The 25,734-nt window shown below is 37.5% G+C and carries 10 protein-coding genes; 8 read left to right on the top strand and 2 right to left on the bottom strand.

Annotated elements, in window-relative coordinates:
- The coding region (locus tag AC4MRQ_RS07265) for a twin-arginine translocation signal domain-containing protein (protein ID WP_491196996.1) at nucleotides 1–443 on the bottom strand (443 nt) is incomplete at its 3' end.
- A 413-nt stretch (nucleotides 444–856) separates the two neighbouring features.
- Here AC4MRQ_RS07265 and AC4MRQ_RS07260 point away from each other — a divergent pair.
- The 4 genes from AC4MRQ_RS07260 (at nucleotide 857) to AC4MRQ_RS07245 (ending at nucleotide 10,937) form a co-directional block, all read left to right on the top strand.
- Nucleotides 857–2,203 (top strand): GH1 family beta-glucosidase, encoded by a 1,347-nt coding sequence (locus AC4MRQ_RS07260; protein ID WP_491196995.1) that lies wholly within the window; start codon nucleotides 857–859, stop codon nucleotides 2,201–2,203.
- 340 nt (nucleotides 2,204–2,543) lie between these two features.
- Nucleotides 2,544–4,499, top strand: a complete 1,956-nt coding sequence (locus AC4MRQ_RS07255; RefSeq protein ID WP_491196994.1) for a DUF4091 domain-containing protein — start codon at nucleotides 2,544–2,546, stop codon at nucleotides 4,497–4,499.
- On the top strand, nucleotides 4,496–6,484 hold the full coding sequence (locus tag AC4MRQ_RS07250) for a glycoside hydrolase domain-containing protein (RefSeq protein WP_491196993.1): 1,989 nt from the start codon (nucleotides 4,496–4,498) through the stop codon (nucleotides 6,482–6,484). Before AC4MRQ_RS07255 ends, AC4MRQ_RS07250 begins: the two co-directional genes overlap by 4 nt.
- A 397-nt stretch (nucleotides 6,485–6,881) precedes the next feature.
- Entirely contained in the window at nucleotides 6,882–10,937 is a 4,056-nt protein-coding gene (locus AC4MRQ_RS07245; RefSeq protein WP_491196992.1) for a hybrid sensor histidine kinase/response regulator transcription factor, read from the top strand.
- A 217-nt stretch (nucleotides 10,938–11,154) separates the two neighbouring features.
- On the opposite strand, the gene AC4MRQ_RS07240 is transcribed toward AC4MRQ_RS07245, so the two are convergent.
- Complete coding sequence (locus AC4MRQ_RS07240; protein ID WP_491196991.1) at nucleotides 11,155–17,193, bottom strand: LamG-like jellyroll fold domain-containing protein; 6,039 nt, start codon at nucleotides 17,191–17,193, stop codon at nucleotides 11,155–11,157.
- A gap of 293 nt (nucleotides 17,194–17,486) precedes the next feature.
- Here AC4MRQ_RS07240 and AC4MRQ_RS07235 point away from each other — a divergent pair, with 293 nt between their 5' ends.
- The 4 genes from AC4MRQ_RS07235 (at nucleotide 17,487) to AC4MRQ_RS07220 (ending at nucleotide 25,699) form a co-directional block, all read left to right on the top strand.
- Nucleotides 17,487–19,148 (top strand): tetratricopeptide repeat protein, encoded by a 1,662-nt coding sequence (locus tag AC4MRQ_RS07235; RefSeq protein ID WP_491196990.1) that lies wholly within the window; start codon nucleotides 17,487–17,489, stop codon nucleotides 19,146–19,148.
- A 519-nt stretch (nucleotides 19,149–19,667) separates the two neighbouring features.
- Nucleotides 19,668–21,176, top strand: a complete 1,509-nt coding sequence (locus AC4MRQ_RS07230) for a GEVED domain-containing protein (protein ID WP_491196989.1) — start codon at nucleotides 19,668–19,670, stop codon at nucleotides 21,174–21,176.
- Between the two features lie 25 nt (nucleotides 21,177–21,201).
- Complete coding sequence (locus tag AC4MRQ_RS07225) at nucleotides 21,202–24,222, top strand: SusC/RagA family TonB-linked outer membrane protein (RefSeq protein ID WP_491196988.1); 3,021 nt, start codon at nucleotides 21,202–21,204, stop codon at nucleotides 24,220–24,222.
- A 4-nt stretch (nucleotides 24,223–24,226) separates the two neighbouring features.
- Nucleotides 24,227–25,699, top strand: coding sequence for a RagB/SusD family nutrient uptake outer membrane protein (locus tag AC4MRQ_RS07220; RefSeq protein ID WP_491196987.1), 1,473 nt, complete (start codon nucleotides 24,227–24,229; stop codon nucleotides 25,697–25,699).
- Nucleotides 25,700–25,734: the final 35 nt, after the last annotated feature.

Genomic DNA, 25,734 nt, shown 5'->3' with positions numbered 1-25,734 from the left:
CACGAAGGATTATCGCAGTGCTGGCATGGCTTAGGCATATAATAAGTTGAGCCGTTTACCTTATCATCCATTTGAAGCACATTGATATGATGCTGCTCAGGTTTTAACTGATGGGCGTCCTGACAGGCGGTCATGCACTTGCGGGCATTTTTACATTTGCCCAAATCGACTACCATTACAAATTTGCGATTGGGCATACCTTGCCGTCCTTTACTTAGTAAATAGGACTCATCTTCTGCTTTTGATATAGCTTTTAGGCGACTTTTATCTACTTCAACCAATTCGTTATTATGATTGAGTAGTTTAACCTTTTCACCTGAACTTTCTTCTTTAGAGGAGCAGGATGATAAAAGTGCTGCTGACGATACAGCACCAGCCCCTACAGCGCCGAGTTTTTGTAGAAAATCTCTTCTTGATTTGCTTTTGGATTTTTCAGAGCTCATTAAATTACTGACTTTAAAGGTTTCTAGTAACGAGAAAATCAAATTTAGGTAATTGAGTATCTATTTCCTACATATGATAAATGGGATAAAAATATCTTTAAATACAGAAATAAAGTATTATAAGTGTAAGCGATTTATCTGTAAATATTTACAAAAATTAACATCGTTAAAGATTTTTTTAATTTAGAAACATTCAATATAAAAATCTGATAATTGATTGGTTATGAATAGTGTAAGAGAGAAGCAGAGTGCGAGGTGCTGGATGCAGCTATGATAGAGTTATGGGATGAATACCGAGGTCGTATATAATATCATTTGCATTATTGCGGCGTGTATTGTAACAAGTTCTTAATAACTGATACTCTTAACGAAAGCTTAACTTATATGCTCAAATCATCTTCTACTTTTGCGGCATGTTGAAACGCGAAGAATTTGGGAATGATTTTCAATGGGGAGTAACCATCAGTGCCTTTCAAAATGAAGGGTGGGCAGATGCTGATGGCAAAGGACAATCAATCTGGGACACATTTACAAATGCATCATCCAAAGTTAATAATGGCGATAAAATAGGCAATGCCGCTAACTTCTATCAACAATATGAGGATGATATTTTATTAGCCAAACAAATCGGATTGGATGTATTTCGTTTCTCAATTAGTTGGACACGTATCCTTCCCAATGGAGTTGGAGATATTAATCCGGAAGGTATATATTTCTATAACCGTGTGATTGACTGCTGTCTTGCTCATCAAATGAAACCTTACATCACGCTTTATCATTGGGATTTGCCTCAGGCCTTAGAGGATCTGGGCGGTTGGACAAATCGGAAGGTCGTTGATTGGTTTCTTAACTATATCAAGATTTGTGTAGAATATTTTGGCGACCGCATAAAACATTGGGTTGTAATGAATGAACCTATGACCTTTACCGGACTTGGTTATTTTATGGGCTACCATGCTCCGGAAAGCAAAGGCGTCATTAATTTTCTGAAGGCTGCACATCATGTTGTAATCTGTATGGCACAAGGTGGACAAACAATACGAAACATGATACCCGATGCACAAATAGGTGTGGCCTTGTCTTGTTCATATGTCAAGCCGGTTAATCGCTTGCCTAAAAATGTACGTGCGGCTAAGCGAATGGAGGCATTGCTAAATCGGTTCTTTATTGAACCACTGTTAGGTATGGGCTATCCAACCGATGTTATGCCGGCCTTAAAGCTGATCAATATGATCTTCAAAAAAGGTGATGAAGAACTAATGGCATTTGATTTTGATTTTATAGGCTTACAATATTATTTCCGTGTGGTGGCCAAGCATAGTTTAAATCCTCCTGTTTTATATGCTGACGAGGTACCACCAACACAACGAAAAGCCAGGTTGAATACCATGAATCTGGATGTTTATCCAAAAGGTATAAGCAAACTACTGCAGTTTTACGCCGCCTATCCAAAGATAAAATCAATCATAATCACCGAAAGTGGTGTTTGTTATCCCGACTTCCTTGTTAAGGACCATGTTTATGATGCCAGACGTTTAAAGTACCATCAAAAGATGCTTCGGCAAATTAAAAAAGCACTTCAGCAAGGACTTCCTATCAAAGGTTATTTTGTTTGGACGCTGGTAGATAATTTTGAATGGAAAGAAGGGTTTGAACCTCGTTTTGGATTGGTGCACGTTGATTTTAAAACACAACGACGTACAATCAAACACTCGGGCAAATGGTTTCAAAATTTTTTAAACTCAAAGATTAAAAGTTAATTACCAAAAGCGAAAATACCTACCATCCTTTCCGAAAACGCAACCTGTAAAACACCCGATAAAGTAGTTCTTTTGTTATAGAATGAAAATTATAACATATGAAACTATCATGCTTGAGTATTAAACACACAATCTGAAGATTAAATGCGCAGCATTAACTAAAAGCTGCAAATAAGTCTTGTGTCCCGGCCTGCCGGCTGGCAGGTTGATACTTATGTCTTGATACTAATTTTAAGTACATGAAACGACCATGCAAATTCAATCAATTAATTTGCACACAGGGCAATGATTGAATTTATTTGGGAGTTCCATCTGACCATTGAAAAATAAATTTAAACAGATGAAAAGAACTACAATAAAAATAGCAACTGTATTAATCACTGCTATATTATTAATCAATTGCAAGCATAAAGGCATTCATGAATTATCCATGGATGATGAAACTTTCGATCAGATAAAACACATACCCGAATGGTTAAAGCTGAATGTTGAAGAAACCTTGCCCTCTGAAGAATTAAGCGTATGGATACCTACAAATTCATTTAAAACCTCCTCTTTAGTGAGAGTGCCACGGTTTCCACGTAAATACACAGAAGAAGAATTTAAGGCAAACAAAGCATTAAAAAACTTTGAGATTGTTGGTATTGAAACAACGCGTATTTTAAAAACAGAAGCAGTACAAAACGAACAAGTATCAGGCCAGATAGCAGTAGCAGCAAAAACAGAGCTGACAAACCTGAACGTTAAAGTAAGTCCGCTTAGTTCTGCCAACGATAACACAATTGATACCGGCAATATCCAGGTTCGCTATGTCAAGTATGTACCCGTACAACGAGCTCGTAGTGAATATGTATGGTCTCCTAAGATGGAGGAAGTTATTGGAGAGGCAGTATCAGGAACGCAATCACCTAATGTAGTAGCCGATCCATTGATAGAAACTAACAATATTGGAGTTCCGGCTTTTAGAGCGCAGCCGGTTTGGTTTACTATTCGTATACCAAAAACGGCTAAACCTGATCTGTACAGAGGAGAGGTTACCGTTTCCTGCGATCAGTTTGCGGAAAAGACATATGCATTAGAGGTGCAAGTGCATGGTGTAGCTATACCATCTCCACATGATTATAAGTTTCACCTTGATTTATGGATGAACCCAAGTGCCATTTCATCCTACTATAAGTTTGAACCATGGTCTGATGCCCATTGGAGTATGATTGCTACTTATCTTAAAGATTACGCATCACGCGGAGGAAAAAATATTGCAACAACCATAACCCATGAACCTTGGCATAAACCCTGGATTAACAATTCCACACGCTCACAGATTGAGTACGGTTACGAAAGCATGGTCAAATGGTCTAAAGACATAAATGGCGAATGGCAGTTTGATTACTCCATTTTCGACAAATACGTCGATCTGGCCACAGAATATGGAATCAAAGGAGCTATTAACGCATTCTCCATGACGCCATTTCATACCAGTCAAAAAATCCATTATCTTGATGAAAAAGCCAATACTCAAAAAGTGATGGAATTGGAGATAGAAGATGAGATGTATAAAGAAGTGTGGAGTGCGTTTCTTTTGAACTTTAAAAAGCATCTGAAAGAAAAAGGTTACTTTGAAAGAACCTATTTAGGCTTTGACGAAAAACCGGATGAGGTTTTAAAATCGTTACAAGACCTGATTAAGAATGTAACACCTGAATTTTCAGAAAGAATTGTAATTGCAGGACATCCCGAAGCAGGCGTTTATGCCGATAACCTTTCAATCTCGTACATGTTTTTCCCGGGACAGCTTTTAGAGGAAAGAGCAGTTGTACCCGTTCTTCCAACCATTGAAGAAAGAAATAAGAATGAGCAGCTAACCACCTTTTATTTATGCGCTGAGCCAAGTCATCCGAATACATTAACCTATTCACCTGCCATTGAAGGACAAATGATAGCCTGGCTCGCCTTAAAGTACAATGCCGATGGTTACTTGCGTTGGGCCTATAATAACTGGCCGGAAGCACCCTTTAAGAATCCGGTTTTTATTCATAGCCAGGGAGACGATTATTACGTGTACCCGGGAGAAGATGGCCCAATATCTTCTATCAGATGGGAATTGCTAAAAGAAGGTATTGAAGACTACGAACTATACCGTGTAATTGAAGATAAAGGAGAAGTAGAACAGGAAATATTGGATAAGGCGGTTCAGATAGCTACCCGAAGTCAGGATGGCAGGTATAAACCGGCACAAGATATGCACGAAGCAAGAAATTTGATTTTAAGAGAGCAAATTAAACAATCAAAGAGATGAAAAGATTAACTACAAATTACCTACTATATTTTATGTTCGTGTGCAGTATTGGTTTGCCACTAAAAGCTCAACAATTACAGGGATCATTCGAGAGTAAATTCAAACGATACCAAAAAGCAGAACAATTTCAGGGTACCGAAACCAATGAATGGGATGCAACGGCTTGGAAAGGAGAGCGTATCAGCAAACAAATTGTTCTTTGGAGCAATACTGATCTGAATAATTTGGATTACCGGGTAAACGATCTGGAAAGTGACAACGGGACAATACCGGCCTCTGCAATAAAACTAATGTTTGGGAATTACGTGAAAGGAGACCCCGAAGCAAGAAGCTGCTCAGAATATCCCTCTCATCCAACTTATGTGGAGATCATAGATGCATTGTCAAATGATCAAGTAACCACATTGTCATCTGCCGACCCCATTAAACTTTGGGTGACTATTGATATACCTGAAGCAACAGAACCCGGAATATACAATGGGGTAATATCCGTAAACAGCGGTAGCGAAACAATAGAATTTTCAATAACTATCAAAGTGGTGGATTACACCTTACCAACAGCAGCAAATTGGAACTTTCATTTAGATTTATGGCAGTTTCCGGTAAATACCTTAAATCGCCACAATGACGCTAATTGGAGTAATAGAATCACTGTATGGTCTGACGAGCATTTTGATCTGATAGAACCGGCCTACAGACTGTTATCAAATGTGGGGCAAAAAGCGATCACAGCCTATATAAAAGACGGTGCCTTAGGAGCAGAATCAATGGTAAAGTGGATAAAAAAGGCAGATGGAACCTGGGAATATGACTTTGCAGTGTTTGATAAATATGTTACAAAAATGATGTCGTGGGGAATAACCAAGCAAATAAGTTGTTTTTCACCCGTTGGATGGAATGAAAGCCAAATACCTTATTGGAATGAAGCCACCAATCGAACGTCAACCTTAAATGCACCTTTAAGTACAAGCACATACCGAACCAGGTGGGATCATTTTCTCACAGCATTTAAAATACATCTGGATGAGAAAGGGTGGTTCGATAAAACAGTGCTGTATCTGGATGAGGTTTCAGAAGAAAAATTAAATAACGTGATATCTGTTGTTCATGGCAATGATCCCGACTGGAAATTAGGTATCGCATACTCTCATGGTTTAAGCGATGAATCTAAATCTCATTTTTACGATCTGTCAGGAATTCTTGAAGATGCCTCCAATCAAGGTATTACAGAGGAAAAAATATCAACCTTTTATACCAGTTGCACACAGAAAATACCAAACAACTATGTTACCCCCGAAAATAATACGGCAGAGATGACATGGATGTGTTGGCATGCATTGAGTCAAGGGTACGATGGCTATTTAAGATGGGCCTATGACTATTGGATTTTATCAGACCCGTTTGATGCACGTAATGGAGCACATACAGCAGGCGACTTTTCAATGATCTACCGAAGCTCAAATACAAAGCCAATCAACTTTCTGACTAGTCTGAGATTGGAAATGCTTCGTGAAGGCATACAAGATTACGAGAAAGTTAAAATTCTAAAAGATATTTTAGCAGGTTCTTTAAATTCTGAAGATCAGGCAAAACTCCAATTGTTAGAGAACGTAATCAGTAAGTTTAACAAAACAAGCGGAATAAATGCTGAAGCTTTAGTAAGAGAGGCACAAAGTGTACTTAAAGAGATTACAGGCGGTGCTGCGGATACAAGTATATCCGGCGATATTAGTGAAGGAAATTTAAAAGTATATCCCAATCCGGTAACAGGAAATACAATTACAATAGAACTACCGGAAATATACAACAAAAGTGTAAATGTAAAGTTAATATGCTCAAATGGACGTATAGTGCGAGAAGTTGATTTTCCATCATTTTTCCACTCCGGCGAAATGTCCTATCCCGGTAATATGTCAAAAGGACTATATTTTGTGAGTGTATCCACAGATGACATTAAACTGGTAAGAAAAGTTGTTATGTTGTAAAAGAAGGTATTAGTACAAAATAAGTCACAACTCTGCTATTATTTTAATGGCGGAGTTTACGCTTTTATATAGAAAGATTATATCTTAATTTAGAGATTGTAGATAGAATGGCAAATGCCTTAAGAAATACATTTGTTCCGGGTTGCGCAACCGACATCACCAATGTAGCTTGGGACCCACTTTTCTTTAATTTTGAAAAGACAGAAAGCTGTTTGAGCAAAGCGAGTTCTTTCTGTCTCAAAATAAAGAAAATAGTGGGTAAGCGAGTGGTGCAGTAGGCGGGCTTCTTTGTTTACTTTCTTCGGCTGTAGGAAGAAAGTAAAAGCCTTGCGGCTTGAGCAAAAAAGATGTTTCAATTTGAGAAAGTTGCATTTACCTAATTATAGAAAAAATTAGAATGACACAGCTTAAGTATCTTGTTTTATATATACTTCTTATTCACGTTATAAGTGCCCGGGCACAAAATAACACTACATTCGAACACCTTAATGTAAGCAACGGACTATCTAACGGAAGAGTCACGAGCGTTGTTCAGGATGCAACCGGATTTATCTGGATAGGAACCAAAAACGGGCTTAACAGGTACGATGGAAACCAATTCAAAATATATCATCAAAGAAACAGCAATATCAGTTCCAACGATATATGGGAATTACTGATAGATAGTCAATCGAGAATGTGGATTACAACCAGTGGAGGAGGAGTAAACCTTTACAATAACTTGCTGAATACCTTTATCTCCTATAAGAACAGTGATAAACAACAAAACGTAATCAGTTCCAATGAAGTACACACCGTTTATGAAGATAAAAAAGGAACCATCTGGATAGGAACAGACAAAGGTCTGGACAAGTACAACGAGAAAGAAGATAAGTTTACAGCCGTTTTAGCCAATTTTAGAGGTAATCACTCCGAAACATTAAGTATTTGGAGTATTTACGAAGATGAGGAAGGAATGCTATGGTTAGGAACGTATGGTCATGGTTTGTTAAAATATGATCCCGAAAAAGATAAGGCAGAAGTAATTAAATGCAAGAAACAAAACCTCCAACAATATTCGTTGGATTACATAAATGATGTAGCCTATTACGAAGATGATAAATTGTTAATCGGAACCAACGACCAAGGCTTATTATTACTGGATACAACATCCAAAATAATTACCCGGCTTTTTGAAAACACTCCCTATAAAGATGTTTTGGTCATCCGTACCATTTGGGACAACAACAAAGGAAATATTTGGATAGGAACCGATGGACAAGGTATATTCAACATTGAAAAACAAGATGAACAGGTAAAAATTAAGCAGCTACTTCACGACAAACAAATCCCGTCTTCATTATCAAGTAATACGGTAAATACTTTTTTTGAAGATAACCAATCTAACTTATGGATTGGAACCGCCTGGAAAGGACTTAATATACTTACTTCAACCGGCAACGAAATAACAAGCTATTACAGTAGTCCGCAAACCAGAAATGCATCGCCCGTACTGGCCGTTTTCGGAGAAGAAGATCACTTGTGGTTAGGAACCGACGGAGCCGGATTGAGTAAAGTAAAATTGGATAAAACAAGTATAAAACAATTTGGTAAAAAGTCACTGGGAGGAGAATATATCCAATGTATAAAACCGTCTCTTAATGGAGCTTATTGGTTGGCGACATTCGCCAACGGATTAGTGCTATTTGAACCATATGCAGGCATAAGAAAACACTTTAAGCGAGAACCCGGCAATGCAAACTCCTTAGCCTTTAATGATGTAAGGGATATAGTTGAACTACCGAATGGAAACCTGTGGATTGCCACATGGGGCGGAGGACTTTGCTATCTTGATATAACAAGCGGAAAATTCACAACATTCCGTTCAGAAGACGGAGTTGAGAACACCATTAGCAGTGATAACGTATTAGCCATAGAACCTGCCGGAGACGACCGTTTATGGATAGCCACATACGGAGGAGGCTTAAACCTGTTCGATCCGCAAAAGCAAACCTTTCAAAAAATAGTGGCAAAAGGTGATGATAATGTCCGGGTAAGCAATTATATCTATAGCCTCCAGAAGGGATTAAACGACAAACTTTGGATAGGCACAAAAGAAGGATTAAACTGCCTTGATATCCCAAGCATGCAATTCTCAAGTTACGATGTGGGCAATACACTAAACTCAAACACGGTGGTATCATTGCTTCAGGACGATACCGGATACCTGTGGATGGGAACTAAAGCAGGTATATTTCGCTTCGATATTACAACTAAACAAGTTGAAGCCCTAAATGATATAGATGACGGATTCCATATAAATGCAGCTTATAAAGACAAGAAAGGATTCTTATACTTCGGTGGAGATGAAAGAGTAGTATCATTTGATCCCGGAAAATTTAAAGCAGAAAAAAACACGTCCAAAGTAAGGCTGACAGACTTTAAACTATTTAATAAAAGTGTGGCCATCGGTGATGATAAAATCTTAAAACAACCCATTAACCTCGAAAACAAAATTACCTTAAAGCATAACCAATCAGTCCTTACCTTTGAGTATGCCGTAATGAACTATCCTTTTGCCAATAAAGAGCGCTTTGCCGTTAAAATGGAAGGATTTGAAGAAGAATGGCGAAATGTTGCCACATTGCGTACAGCTACCTATACCAATCTGTCTCCGGGCGATTATACCTTTAAAGTAAGATACCAACTACCCAACGGCGAATGGAACAATCAAAACATGGCAAGCATTGACCTCACGGTATTACCCCCTCTTTGGCAAACTTGGTGGGCCTATATAATTTACCTGATCATTATTACATTAATACTATACATCTATCGCAGGTATACCTATAAGTGGCTGCATATGAAAAATGCGCTGAAAATAGAAAAAATGCAAAGAGAGCAGGAAGATCGTTTGCATCGGATGAAAACTCGTTTTTTTACAAATATATCGCACGAAATAAGAACACCGTTAACCCTGATAGCCGGGCCGCTTAATAAACTACTGCAGCAGGAAAAAGCCGATCTGTCAGAACAAAAACAACTAACCATTATTAAAGGCAACACCAACCGTTTAATGAACCTGGTGAATGAACTGCTTAATTTCCGCAAGCTCGAGGATGGACATGTTAAACTTAAAGTCTGCAAAGGAAACATTGTAAGCTTTGTTAATGAAATATACCTCAGTTATACACAACACGCTCTTAACAAGGGCATAAGATATACATTTCATAAATCGGCAGACGATATACAGGTGTGGTACGATAAAATCCAACTGGAAAAAGCAATATTCAACCTCTTGTCCAATGCCTTTAAATTTACGCAGCAGGAAGACAGTATTACTGTAACAGTGGAGCAACAAAACAATAATGTTATAATAAAAGTAAGCGATACAGGTATTGGGATAGCTTCGGAAAAGTTGCCGCAGATTTTTGAACGCTTTTATCAGAATGATGATGATGGACAGCAGGAGAAAGGTTTTGGAATTGGCTTATCAATAGCAAAAGATATTATAGAGTTGCACGAAGGGCAAATAGAAGTACAAAGTGAATTGCAAAAAGGAAGCAGTTTTACCATAAACCTGCCATTAGGTAAAAACCATCTAAAAAATGCAATAGTCGACGAACAATTAAATGAAGAAAATATTGAAAACTATATTGATGAAGAGTCCGGAGATGAAAATAAAATAACACAGGATAAAGAGTTTAAAGGATCTACCATACTCATAGTCGAAGACAACGATCATATACGTTCATACCTTCACAGCATATTATCCGGCACCTACGTTGTATTTGAAGCATCCAACGGAAAAGAAGGAATGGAAAAATGCATTGAATTGGTACCCGACTTAGTCATAAGCGATATAATGATGCCCGTTATGGATGGCATAAGCATGTGCAGGAAACTAAAATCAGATATACGTATTAGTCATATACCGGTTATTCTTTTAACAGCCCGAACAATGACTGCTAATAAGATTGAAGGGTACGAAACCGGTGCAGATGAATACCTTACCAAACCATTTAATGAGCAAATACTAAAAGTCAGGATAAGGAATTTACTGGAGAACCGTCGTATTCTGTCAGAACGCTACATCAAAGAAGGCATTATCAATCCTAAAGAAGTCACCCTTAATTCACCCGATGAAGAATTTTTAACCAAACTGGTGAATATTGTAGAAGAGCACATTGAAGACGCAGAATTTAATATAGATCAGCTCTCCAAAAGTATTGCAATGAGCCATTCCAATGTATATAAAAAAGTAAAAGCCCTAACAGGAATGACGGTAGTTGGTTTTATAAAAGACTTTAGAATGAAAAGAGCAGCCCAACTGTTTAAAGAAAGTAAACTACCCATTGTTGATGTTTGTTTCAAAGTAGGCTATACTAACCGACGCCACTTTAGCCAGGAATTCAAAAAGAAATACGGAGTTAATCCGTCCGACTACATTAAAGAACATGGTAATCACGGTTAAGATGCATTGTGTTGTAATAGCGTTTACTAATCAAAATGCGCCTTTAATTCGTTTCACTTCTAAAGCCACTTTGATTATGTAACGGCATTTACCATTGTAGTTTTTAGAATGACGATTATGACGCATTTTAAAATACAATTGGTATAATACCTATTGAATAAAAACAAGGGCCTCAATCTCTTGAAGCCCTTGCTAATAAAATTATTACAGGTTTTGATTAATCCTGTTTAAGAACTTTTAAAATTTTTGAATTACTTCCCTCGGAAAGTTTTACCAGATAAACTCCCGGTTCCAAATGCAATATAGATACACGTTCTGATTTATATTCTTTAATTAGTTTAACCGGTTGTCCGGAAACATTATAAATTTCGAGCTGACACTGATTATTTGATAACCCTTTAATTTCAAACCAATCTTGAGTTGGGTTAGGGTATAGGTATACATCACCAAAAATATAATCACTTAAAGTTGTAGCAAGAATTACATTCACAGTTCTGGTCACTTGTGTTGCTGTATTTCCATAAGCATCTGTAGCATTGTAATAAATGGTATAGTTGCCTAACTCATCTACAAATTCTGAACTATCAATAGTTAACTGAGAGCCATCATCTGTAGTTGCTCCTAACTCAACATATCCGGAACCTAGCTGAATCTCTTGTGGATTATCACCGGTTAAAGAAATCACAGGAGCAGTGGTATCCACAACATTAACAGTCCTGGTAATTTGTGCAGCAGTATTTCCATAAGCATCAGTGGCATTATAAGTAATGGTGTAACTACCAACAGCGTCTACAAATGAACTAGCATCAATGACTATATCACTACCGTCATCAGCAATTGCGCCTAATTCAGTATATCCGTCTCCCAGTTCTATAACCTGAGGATTATCTCCGGTTAAAGAAATCACAGGAGCTGTTGTATCCACAACATTAACAGTCCTGGTTACCTGTGTTGCTGTATTACCATAATCATCAGTGGCATTATATGTAATAACATAACTACCTACGACATCTACAAAATCACTAGCATCAATGACTATATCACTACCGTCATCAGCAATTGCACCTAATTCAGTATATCCGTCTCCCAGTTCGATAACCTGAGGATTATCTCCTGTTAAAGAAATCACTGGAGCTGTAGTATCCACTACATTCACAGTTCTGGTTACCTGTGTTGCTGTATTACCATAATCATCAGTGGCATTATATGTAATGGTATAACTACCAACTGCATCTACAAAATCACTAGCATCAATGATTATATCACTACCATCATCAGTGCTTGCACCTAATTCAGTATATCCGTCTCCCAGTTCGATAACTTGAGGATTATTTCCTGTTAAAGTAATCACGGGAGCTATTATATCAACTACATTTACTGTTCTGATTACTTCTACGGCGTTATTTCCGGAAACTCCAACTGCATTATAAGTGATATCGTAACTTCCAATGGCATCTACAAATGCACTTGCATCTATAATTACATCTGAACCATCATTTACCATAGCTCCTAATTCAGTATACCCGTCGCCCTGCACGATATTTTGGGGATTATCTCCTATTAAAGTGATTACAGGCGTACCACAATTATCTAAAATATCCTGAACGCTATCCCAATCGGTAGGGTTTGTGCCTGAAAACGACAGCGTTGTGCTTCCGTTACCATTATGTACATAATTATACAACCCACATAAACCGGTTGTATTAGCCTGGTTCATTATTTGCAATGTATTGGTTACATTTTGTAATCCAAATAAATCGATACTTAGTAATTGTGTATTATTTCTAATGGTTGAAGCATCATCTGTGCTTGTAAGTGCAGTTACATTTTGCAAGGCACTAATATCTGTGAGGTTTTCATTAAAACTAATACCTAATTTACCGATGGAAGTTAACGATTCCAGGAAAGAATTATCTAAGGTAGTTATCCCACTATTACCGTAAAGATTAAGTGATTCTAAGGAAGTAATATTTAACTTTGCAAATCCTTCTAAACTAGTGATATTATCACAATTTGTAATGTTCAGTCGATCTAAACCGGTAAGTTCACCAAAGTCCTGAAGGTTGTTTAATGAAGTTAAATCGGTTATAGACAAGTATACAATACCGGTTAACTGTTGAAGGAAACCTAAGCTTGTCAGGCCGTGTAACTTATTAAACTCAACATTATTGCCAACACTTGTTAATAATGGAGTAGAAACGGCATCTAATACTGTACAATTGTCAATACTCAAATTACCTGTTATACTGCTTAATTCAGGCCAATTAATAGTTGTTAAAGCTTCACAACTACTTATCGACACATTACCTCCACTCGTTTCCAATTCCGGCATATAAACGGTAGTGACACCCGGCATGTCGGCCATAGTAAGATTCCCTGTATTTTTTAACATAGGGAATGTTAAATCAGTGAATCCGGAACCCATATTATTCATTTGAAAGTTTCCGGTTATTTCAGTTAATACCGGAACAGATAATGTATTTAATCCTGAATTAAATGTAATGGTAACATTGCCTGAAATGGTTTGTAGTTGACTATAAGCAATAGTACTTACTGTAGCATTACCGGTAATAGTAATGTTTTGAATAGAAGTAATTTGATCGAAGCTTGAAATTTCAGTTAAGGCATCTAAATTATCGATTTCCATATTTCCACCTATACTAACGATATTTGCAAATGCTGCAATAGAGGTTATATTAGGCATGTCTGTTAGGGTTAAATTACCTCCAACTGTTGTTAAATTAGAGAAGCCCGTTAAATCATCCGAAATATTTCCTTCTAAATGAAGATTACCGGAAATAATATGTACGTTAGAGAACCCGGATAAATCAGTAATTGTTCCGGTAATTGTTACATCTCCTTCAATAATTCCGCAAGTTCCTAAGCTTGCAGTAAAGTTATCTACTTCTGTTTGCGTAGTTAGCATAACGTCACCTGCTACAACGCAATCACAACTACCGGAAACATTGTTGGAAGAAGCATCAATCCAGTTACCGGTACTTCCGGTTAATTCAAAATTAATCAGGGTTCCGTTAAAGTTATTTCCGGAACCATCCGTTAAGGTTGTTAAACCACGGTTATCAGCCTCTGCAATACCTACATTAAAATTATAGCTAGCCAATAAATTATTTTGCGACATGTCTGCAGTACATCCATTTAACTGACTAACTTCATATTCAGTCAATGTTTTAGTCCAAATGCGCAATTCATCTAACTCTCCATCAAAATTTCCTCCTGTATCGCCACTAGGACTATCTACTGCTGCATACCCTATTTGAATATCTGCCGTTGTGGTAGCTGCAGCAGCGGTTCCAACCCATCCCGTTGATCTTGCCAGAACTCCGTCAATATAACACCTGGCGTTTCCATTGTCTAAAGTAACTGCTACATGATGCCAATCTCCATCGTCTACCTTAGTTTCCGGACTTAACAAACGCGTAATATAATTCGAAGCATCCGCATAGTAATAGAATTCTATTCTGCCACCGTCCAAGTTAATACGCCATCCATTGTTTCCGTCGGGCGTAAATTTATTGATGACTCCTCCTAATCCATCTGTGGTTTTAATCCAAAAATCCACAGAAAAATTCAAATTATTTTGTGATGCATTGTGCGGAATGCTTACCATATCATCAGAACCATCAAAATCAAGGCCTGTTCCCGGAGGAATTCCTTCTCCTTGTATGGTAAAAGTATAGGTTGATTCATCACAATCATCGCTATCAATAATTACCGTTGCTGTTTTTGTACCACCTGATGTTGGTGTAAATGCTATTGTTAGTGCAGCAGATTCTGTTGCCGGAATTGGATTATTATTTGGATTCTGAGTAATTTCAAAATCATCTGTATCGCCGGTAAGTATAATGCCACTTACATTTAAAGTAGCGGAACCTTCTGTATTACGAACAAAGAAATTCATTTCGGTAGTGCTTCCGACGTTAACGCTCCCTGCATCTGTATTATCATCAGATTCAGGAGAGGTATCGCCATTTAGAATATCATTGCCGTCTCCTTGTACGTTGATTTCAGGAATAGCAACAGTGCAAGTTCCGGAAATGCCATTTGCTGAAGCATCTATCCAGTTTGATGTACTACCTGTTAACTCAAAGTTCAGTAGAGTACCATCTAAATTGTTAGAAGACGCATCATCGGCAGTTGTTTTACCTGAATTATTAACGTCAACTTTTCCTTCATTTAAATTATAATAAGCAACTAATCCGGATTCATTTCCAGATAATTCACAGCTTTGCTGTGCCGTAATTTCCTCTGAACATAAGGTACGACTCCAAAAACGAATATCATCAAGCTCTCCTGAGAAATAGGTGTTTGTGTAACTGGAATATCCAATAAATGCATTTTCTGAATTGGTGGGGGCATTGGGAGTTGTTTGAAATGTACCACTCCTGTCTAAAGCACCGTCTATGTAAAATATATAAGCATCATTTCCAAAAACTATAGAAAAATAATGCCAGTTCCCATCGTTTAATCCCGAAGTAGTAGAATTCATGGTAGAAGCAATATTCGAACCTTGATAATACAATTGTAACCTTCCGGTAGTAGATAATTGTACTGAAAAACCATTATTGTTAGTAGCATCGAACTTACTAATAATGGGGTTTTCATTTGATGTTGAAGAAGATTTAAAATAGCCTTCAACGGTAAACGTATTTGTATTGAATGCACTGTTATGATTAATGCTAATGTGGTCGTCTGTTCCATCTAAGCTAATTCCTGTTGCCGGTATATAACCGGTTCCTTCTATGGCAAACGAAAACGTAGCATCATCACAATCATCATTTAAAATACTTACAGTAGCACTCTTTGTTCCTATAGTAGATGGGCTAAACAGAATGCGTAAAGTCTCTGAAGCTCCTTCATCTACTGTAGTTGGAGATTCTATAATTGAAAAGTCGGATGATCCTTCTATCGATATATTAGAAATACTTAAGGTAACATTACCCGGATTACCAATTATATAATCTACAGGTTCTGCCTGCCCTAATATAACATCTCCCCAGGAGGTGTTATTATCTGAACTTACTGTTTCATCTCCGTTACTAATGGTATTATCATTTGATATTAGTTCAATTACAGCCTCTTCATAAGTGCTACAAGTTCCGGTAACGCCATTAGCAGTAGCATCTATCCAATTTGAAGTTGTACCTGTTAGATTAAAGTTGTTTAAAGTTCCTTGTGGAGGAATACCGGATGTAATAGTGTGATTTGGATCTAATATACTATACATTGGGAAGTTATTTCCATTTACCTCTCCGCTGTTAAAATTATAATAAGCTATCAAATCATCTTCACTTCCTGTTAATTGGCAGCTGTATTGGTCTGAAATTCTACAAGATGACAATGCGGTATCCCAAACGCGAAATTCATCTATAGCGCCTGCATAATATCCAGTACCTCCTGAGACACTTCCCATGGTCAGGTTATTACTGCTTTCCACAATAGCTTCCGAGAGTGTTAAACTGTTCTCTTCTATACCGTCAATATATATTCTATAATGGGCGCCATTGTAAATTATTGCAACATGCTGCCACTTATCGTTTACTATGGGTGAGGTTGACAGGTAATTAATTCCACCTGAAGTGAAAAAGGCAAAGTTTAATTGCGACATCATATCTATACTTAAACTATACCCTGCACTGCCACTTTTATTATCCAGTATATAATGTTCCTTGGTGCCTGAAATATCCGGTTTTATCCAAAACTCTATTGTAAAATCTTCATTCAGGCTATAATTACCATTGTTAAAAGTGATATTGTCGTTCTCACCATCAAAATGAAGCCCTGTAGCACCTTCAAAGGCAGTCCCTTGTATTGCAAAAGTAAAAGTACCGTTAGTAGCATCATCACTAACTATAGTAACAACAGCATTTTTAGTACCGGTGGTTTGAGGAGCAAATGCTATAAAAATTACCTCGTTACCTCCGGGAGCAATTAATGTAGGTGGTGTATCTTCAATTCTAAAATCACTAGCATTGGTGCCCGTAATTGTGATACTCGAAATATTTAAATTATTAACAAAATCTGTATTTTCAATTGTAAATGGATTAGAAGACGAAGCACCGGTAGCAGTATCAAAAAAAAGTGTACCGTCTAGCTCAGATACATTTGTTTGCCCATTGGTGAACGGACTTCCCATGGGGTCTATTCCGGTTACTTGAATTTGACCGGCTAAAACATTTTCCGGTATCAAAATAATACCGCATAGTAATACCAAAAATTGGAGTACTGTTTTTTTCATCTGATTAGAATTGATTTTTAAAAGGCTATTAAAACTCTCAAAGAACTTAATCTCCTCGTGGGTGTTAGTCTGGATAATTAAACTCTCGTTCGCTTCATATCATAGATTTGAAGACTTTAATAATTTAACGGCAATGGTACGAAATGGATTTAAATAGCGTTGTATTTATATGGTTACAAAAAGTTTCATCCCTTTATTTTTAAAGGATAAAGCGAGTCTTGCTTGAAAAGCAGGCATGGATTGTTTTAACCATTATGTAGTTATATTTGTAGAAAGCTTTTTAATCATCCTATATGAGAATCGTTTTTATTATTGTTTTTTGTTGTTATGTATTTCTTGTTTTCACACAAATTCAACAGGACTCTTTGACTATTGAGCTGAGAGCTAAAATTGCGGCTACTCAAAACGATTCTTTAAAAATTCAATATCTAATCGAACTAACAAATCATGTGCAAGATTATGATATAGATCAAGGAAGAAAGTTAATGCATCAGGCTATGCAACTTATAGATAGTATTAACCCATCTTCGGGATACTTCTTAAAAAAGAAAGCACAGGTAGTGGATCGCTTAGGAAAGTACGAAGCTAAGCAAACGAATTATGAAAAATCTCTTGATCTGCGATTACAAGCTTTAAAAATCAGGGAAGATTTAATGGACTCTGTAGAGATAGCCAAAAGCTATCATAATATAGCAATGCTGTTTAGATATCTAAAAGAGTATGAAAAATCCAAATCATATTTTTTCAAATCCCTTGCAATTCAACTAATAAAACCGGATAGCACACAGTTGGCACGAACTTATAATATGCTGGGAGTAAGTTATTATTACAATCAACAAAATGACTCCGCCTTGTATTATTATAACCTTTCTAAAAGTCATTATTCTGCTCCTGAAGAAAAAGCAAAACCGAATGGAAATATAGCTTCCTTATATTATACGACGGGTAATCATGAAAAAGCAATTGACATCTATAATGAAAATGTTCAAATTTTTAAGGCTACAAAAAATTATAATTTCCTTTTTAATATGCTAATGCATCTTGCTAAAATACATTCAGATTTAGGGAAACATGAGCAAGCTATAGTTTATATAAATGAGACATTAGATTATGCAGAAAAATATGGAAACACTTCTAATCTGCCATTAATCTATCAGCTGCGAAGTCATATTTTTGAAAAAAAAGGAGCTTATAAAGAGGCATTAAGCTATTATAAAACGCATAAACATTATTACGACTCTATTTTTAATGTTGAAAATGCCAGAAAAATCACTGCTTTAGAATTAAATTATCAATTTCAAAAGGAAATACAGGCCGATAGCCTTCAGTTTGTGAATGAAAAAAGGGAATTGCAACTAAAAGCAGAAGTGAAACAAGCCAGGAATAAGCTATACATATCGTTATTATTATTTGTGGCTGTTATTGGTATTACGCTTTTGGTAATTGTAAACAATAGAAGAAAGCTGCACCGTGAACGCTTTAAAAAGGAGCAATTTGAAAAGGAATTATTAGATGAGCAATTAAAACATACGACGTATCAGGCAAAGCAGTTAATAGCCGATAATAAAATGCGATTGCAGTTTAAGCAAGAATTCTTGTCTAAACTAAAAAAAGTAAAGCAACATACAGGTGATGTTGATCCTTCAGATTTTCAGTCGCTTATTGCAGATCTTGCATCGCAAATACAAACGGAAAGTAAATTTGATTCTATTGGAGATAATATAGAACAATTAGACAAAGAGTTTGATGAAAAACTAAGAGTGCTATATCCTGATCTTACCAAATCTGAAAGAGAAATCTGCGCACTAATGCGTATGAATTTAAGCCTTAAAGAAATTATGGTGATTCGCAATGTTACCATGGGTTCCATTAAAGCATCGCGTCATCGTATTAGAAAGAAAATGGGACTGAAACGTGAACAGGAACTGGAACAGGCTATTATAGAATTGGTATAATCGTGTACCTATTCTTTTTGGTAAATGATTTATTATTGATAAAACCTGGCTTTAAATTATAATCCGAAGAATTAAAATATTATACAGGGAAATAACCTCAAAGAGTTAATACTTATTTCATATCAAAGGGGGTTTATAATAATTATGGTTTTACGATTTATGGAGTATAATCCGTTATAAAGCCTTCCCAAGAAAAACCAGAGATTGAGAAGGCTCTCGTGTTAGCTTCCTAAGAAGTAAACGGAAGCTTTAAATGAGAAGTACCAACAGGAGAGGAGGCTGAAATTTCTCTAATACAATTCCCTTCATATTAAAAAGCAAGAAGCGAATAAACCAAAACAACCGTCGAAAAAACTGACCTGCTAAAATTTAATTAAGCGTAACACTATAAAACACAGTATTTTTATAAAATAATTGCTGTTTACGAAAACACCTACCTCTATTGACGAATTTCACTACTCCCTACAGCCCCCATGCCACTTACCTTTATCTTAAAATTTGTGAATAAAATTTAAAATCATGATGAAAGGTAAAACTAATCTATGGATTGTGCTTTTGATATTGTTCGGAACAATATTATCATCCTGTGAAGACAAGGAGGATAATATTACTCTAGAAGAATTTACATTAAGCAATCAATCATTACAACTGGGGGTAGGAGAAATCCGGCCAATTACAGCAAGTGTTATGCCAGATAACACTACTAATCCTAATTTAAATTGGGTATCAAATGATGAAACAATTGCAATAATTCAATATTCAGACAATGGTCTGGTAGCAGGAGTTAAAGGAATTGCATTAGGAAATACGAGCCTAACTGCTACATCAGTTGATGGAGGGAAACAACAAAGCATTAATGTTAGCGTAATTACAAGAGTAGAGAAAATTGAACTGGAAGAAGTAGAATTGGCTGATCCTTCGGAAACATCTTACCGGGTAATTTTCACTCCCGCCGATGCAACCATTCAAACCGTAACCTGGACATCTGCCGATGAAAGTGTAGCAACAGTGGTTGATGGACTTATTAAGGCTGTTGCTCCCGGGGTAACTTTGATAACCGCCACAAGTGATGAAGGAGAAAAAACTGCTAGTGTGGAGATTGTAGTAAGTGGTGATCCTCCAATTTTAGGACTTCAGTACTGTACCGTTACGGGATCAGGAGACTATCATGCAGATGAAGTGATCACAAGTGGGGCAGATGCAGATATTAATTATACCGGTTCATTACCGGCAGGCAACTACGAGTTATATGGTGCAGAAAGTATTATTGTACAGCCCGGAGGTACATTTGATATTACCGTAACTCAATCGAATAATTGGTCGCGTTCGGTTGTTTGGATTGATTGGAATGGAGATAAAGATTTTAGCGATGATAATGAGAGGGTAGCCATTTTAGGCTTGGGAGATCAGTTAAATGATAGTCCGTTAAGCGCAACTATTAACGTGCCGGAAGATGCTAAGCCGGGATTAACACGAGTGAGAATTTTAACCGGAGATGCATGGACAACAGGTGTAGATGCTGATCCTTGTGGTGAAATTGCACACTGCAGCGTAATAGATTTTATTATAGAGTTGGGAGGAGTAGCCTATTGTAGCGTATCAGGAACCGGAGATTATACCACAGCAACCGTGGTAACAACAGGAGGCGATAGTAATATTGATTATACTGGAGGATTGCCTGCCGGTAATTATGAGCACATTAAAAGCGAAACTTTAACCGTTACTAAAGGAAATAGTTTTAATTTGAGTATAACACAATCCAACAACTGGTCTCGTACCTTGGTGTGGATTGACTGGAACATGGACGGTAATTTTGACGACACAGAAAAAGTGCAGGAATTTGGAGCGTTTGAGCAATTGAATGATCCACCGTTTGAAGCAAACATAACAGTTCCGGCAACGGCTGTTATTGGTGAAACACGTATGCGAATACTAACGGGTGACTCATGGACTACAACATCATCGTTAACACCATGTGGTGAAGTAAGCAACAGTTGCACCAAAGATTTTAACGTAGTGATTCAATAAATCAAGGAAATTAATTCAATAAGATATGAGACATTATTTCAAAATATTATTCTTATTACTATTTCTCGGAACTAACTTATCGGCCTTTGCACAGCAAATGGTCACAGGAATAGTAAAATCAGCCACAGATGGTGAAACGTTGCCGGGCGTTTCAGTATTAATTAAAGGAACCACAACAGGTACAGTAACCGACTATGAAGGAAAATTCTCTATAAATGCATCACCGGATGCAACCCTGGTAGTTAGTTTTGTAGGTTTCGAAACACAGGAAGTAGCTATTGGCGGGCGTACCACTGTAAACATTGAACTACAGGAAGATATAGTAACTCTAAACGATGTAGTAGTTGTAGGTTACGGAACGCAAAAGAAAAGTGACATCACCGGTTCTGTAGCATCCGTACAGGTAGCTGACCTGGAGGAACTGCCTGTTGCCAGGGCCGATCAGGCTCTGCAAGGTAGGGTAGCAGGGGTACATATTGTAAACAACGATGCCTCGCCTAATGCAGATGTATCCATCCGTATTCGTGGTGTCAGTTCCATCAATGGAGGAAGCAACCCGTTAGTAATTATCGATGGAGTACAAGGAGCCTCAATCAGTGATGTTCATCCCAACGATATACAGTCGATGGAAGTACTTAAAGATGCCTCGGCAACAGCTATCTATGGTTCAAGAGGAGCCAGTGGAGTAATCCTGATCACCACTAAAAAAGGAGCGAATAAAAAGCCGCAGGTGACCTTTAACTCTTATGTATCCATTAGCAACCTTCGTAAAAAAATGGATTTCATGAATGCGCACCAATACGCTCAATTGGTAAACGAAAACAGAATGGCGCGTGATCTGCCAACCATATTTACCGACGAGGAGATAGCCGGCTTTAAGCAAAACAGAGGAACCGACTGGCAGGATGAAATCTTCAGAACAGGTATTTCGCACAACGAACATTTAACCATTAGCGGAGCAGGCGAAAATGTTAAATATAGTATTGCAGGAGATTTTCTTGATACCAAAGGGATAATCATTAATTCTTCGTTCAGGAAATACTCAATACGACCTAATATATCGGTTGATTTGAGTGATAAAGTAAGAGTTAGCCTCAATTCCTTCTTTTCACTGTCTGAAGATAACCCAACAGTATTAAATTCCAGAGACAGTCAGGGAAGTCCTGTTTATGCAGCATTGGTTTTTGCACCAACCAGACCTGTTTTTATGGAAGATGGAACTTATTCGCAACCCGGTGGAGGATATGGCCCAAATACCGAATATAATCCGGTAGCACTAGCTAACGAACCTATTATAGATGATTTTTATCACAGCATCATAATTAACCCAAGTTTTGAATGGGATATTGTGGATGGATTAAATCTCAATGTGAGTGGATCATACCAGTTATTTGATAACGAAAATAACTATTACTACAACGAAAAAGTGGTTAATGGAGATGAAACAGACCGTGAAGCCTCCATAAGCAATAGTAAGTGGTCAAGGTTCCAGAATACCAATATTTTAACCTACGAAAAATTGTTGAATGAGAAACACAGGTTAAAATTAACCGGAGTGTATGAACAACAGGTATCAAAATTCAACAGCAGTTATGCCAGTGCTCGCGGATTTATTACCAACTCAGTAACCTACAACGATCTTAGCCTGGGAAGCATGCCAGGAACACCTTACTCGTGGCGTTCAGAAGAATCCATGGAGTCGTTTATGGGAAGATTAAATTATGCATTTAACGATACCTATTCATTAACATTAACAGGACGTTCAGATGCAGCATCTGTATTTGCCGAAAACAATAAACGAGCATTCTTCCCGTCAGTAGGTCTGGCCTGGAATATTTCACAAGAAGATTTTGTACAGAGTATAGATAAAATTGATAACCTGAAATTAAGAATGAGTTACGGTTCGGTGGGTAATGCAGCAATTAGCCCATATCAGTCACTATCGCAATTGGTAACAGGTTCTTATTTTTCATTTGACGGTGATAACCTAACCAATGGAGTAAGCCTGTCAACTCAGGCTCCAAATCCCGATTTAAAATGGGAAACAACAAAAACCTTAAATGTGGGTGTTGATTTAATGATGTTTAGAAACCGACTTTCTGTAACAGCTGATTATTACAAAAAGAACACAGAAGACTTGTTGTTAGAGAGAGCACTTTATCACGCAACAGGATTTCAAACACAGTTAGTTAATGCCGGAGAGGTATTAAATGAGGGATTTGAGTTCGCAATATCAGGAACACCAATTAAGACAATTAATTTCTCGTGGAATTCTGATTTTACATTCTCTAGAAATAAAAATGAGGTGTTGGCATTAAATGAAGGAGAGACCGAAATGCGCCTGGGAGGTGCAGGTTTACCGGGATTCTCAGATGCTATATGGCTGGAAGTAGGACAATCCATTGGTTTGATCAGGGGACTGGAATATGACGGAGTTTGGAAAAGTGATGAAGAGATTTTGGCTGCAGTGTATGACGTAACACCGGGATCGCCCAAATATGTAGATCAGAATAATGACGGAGTTATTAATGATGATGATATAGTTAACATTGCCAATGCCCTTCCTGACTTTACTTTTGGGTGGAATAATACATTTGCCTATAAAAATCTGAGCCTTAATGTATTTGTTTTAGGTTCGCAAGGAAATGATATTTATAATATAGGCCGTTCGCAAATGGAATCAATCGATGGTTTAAGTACAGCTTTACTCAATACATGGACTCCTGATAACGAGAATACAGATATACCCGGACATGATCCGTTGGGAACATTCAGAAATTCGAGTCGTTGGGTAGAAGATGGTTCATATATAAGAATTAAGAACATTACTTTAGGGTATGATCTTTCCAAAAAGCTGACGGAAAAACTGCGTATTGGGTCGGCACGTGTTTATGTAACAGGAACCAACTTATTTACCTTCACCAATTATTCAGGGTTTGACCCGGAAGGAAATAACTCTTATGGATCAGACACCTTTGCCGGGGTTGATATGGCTTCTTATCCGTCTCAAAAGACATACACAATTGGTTTAGACATTAAATTTTAAGAAAATGAGAAAAATGACATATTATATAAAACCGGCTGTTGTCCTTGTTTTACTATTAGGTTTTCTTTTAGGAGGATGTTCACAAGTTGAATTGGATGAAAACCCGCCTTCTTTGCTTAATCCGGACAACTTTTTTAAGACCCAAAGCGAGTTTGAAGTAGCCTTGGCGGGCGCGTTCAGGCCACTATACGCTAATTGGGAAGGATTTGATTATGCCTATCCTTTGATTATGACATCAGGGGCTGAAGATGTGCGTTCTGATGCAGGGATTTTTATGGATTTAAACAGACTTTCTGCCAATGGGAACGATCAATCCATTATTGCTGTTTGGAAAAATTTTTACCAAACCATATCAAATGCTAATGCCATTATTGGTAACCTGAAAAATGCAGAAGAAATATCTGAAGAAAAGCTCAATGAAATTGAAGGGCAGGCAAAGTTCATTCGGGCACTATCTTATTTTTATTTGGTTCGATGGTTTGGAGAAGTACAGATAACCACCTTCGAAAACCAAAAAGATGCTGAGAACATCAGGCAATCAAGTGTTGAAGAAGTATATGCCGACATTATCAGCAACCTTAAAGATGCAGAGGAAAAGCTTCCCGTAAGTTTTGAAGAAAAAGGAAGGCCTACACAAGGTGCCGCTAAAGCATTGTTGGCAAAGGTATACCTGACAATGGCAGGATGGCCTCTTGAAAAAACGGAAAACTATGCTTTGGCTAAAGAAAAAGCCGGAGAAGTAATGGGTATGTATAATCTGGAAGCTGATTTTGCCGATTTATGGAAAGCAGATAATAAGCTTACCAACTCAGAATTCATCTTTGCCTTTTATGGTTCAATCATGGATGGAGGCGTTTCAGCAAGTCATTTACATACAGCTTCTCGTCATTGGGGCAATGGCGAAGGCGGTTGGGGCGATTTCTTTAGCGAGGATCGTTTTTACAACATCTTTCCGGACGGGCCACGTAAAGAGGCGTCATTCACGGCCGTATTTGCCGATGGAACAACATGGGAAGAAGCAGGTGTTCAACCGCACATTGCTAAGTATAGAGATGCAGGAGAAACAGTTGCAGGAGGATTAGCAGGAGAAGGTTTCAATGTTATTTTGCGTTATGCAGATGTTTTGCTCATGTATGCTGAGGCAGCCAATATGGCTGATGGAGGACCGTCAGCAGAAGCGTTGGAAGCAATTAATAAGGTGCGCCGTCGAGCTATGGGCTTGGATATTAACACACCTGATGCAAGTGTAGATTTACTTTCAGGTATTTCTTCATTGGAATTTGATAAAGCCGTTATAGAAGAGCGCAACTGGGAGTTAGCATTTGAAATGAACAGATGGTTTGACCTTGTTAGAAAGAAAATGGTAGTAGAAGTCAATAAAGACCTGCACCCTCATGTAACAGAGAATAATCGCTTATTACCCAAGCCATCAGCACAGTTAATACCCGGAATTCTGGAACAAAACCCCGGGTATTAATATTGTACCGATCCCTATCTTTTGTACTTCTACCT

The organism is Carboxylicivirga sp. (genome assembly GCF_982718395.1).
This window is presented reverse-complemented; position numbering and strand designations above follow the sequence as displayed.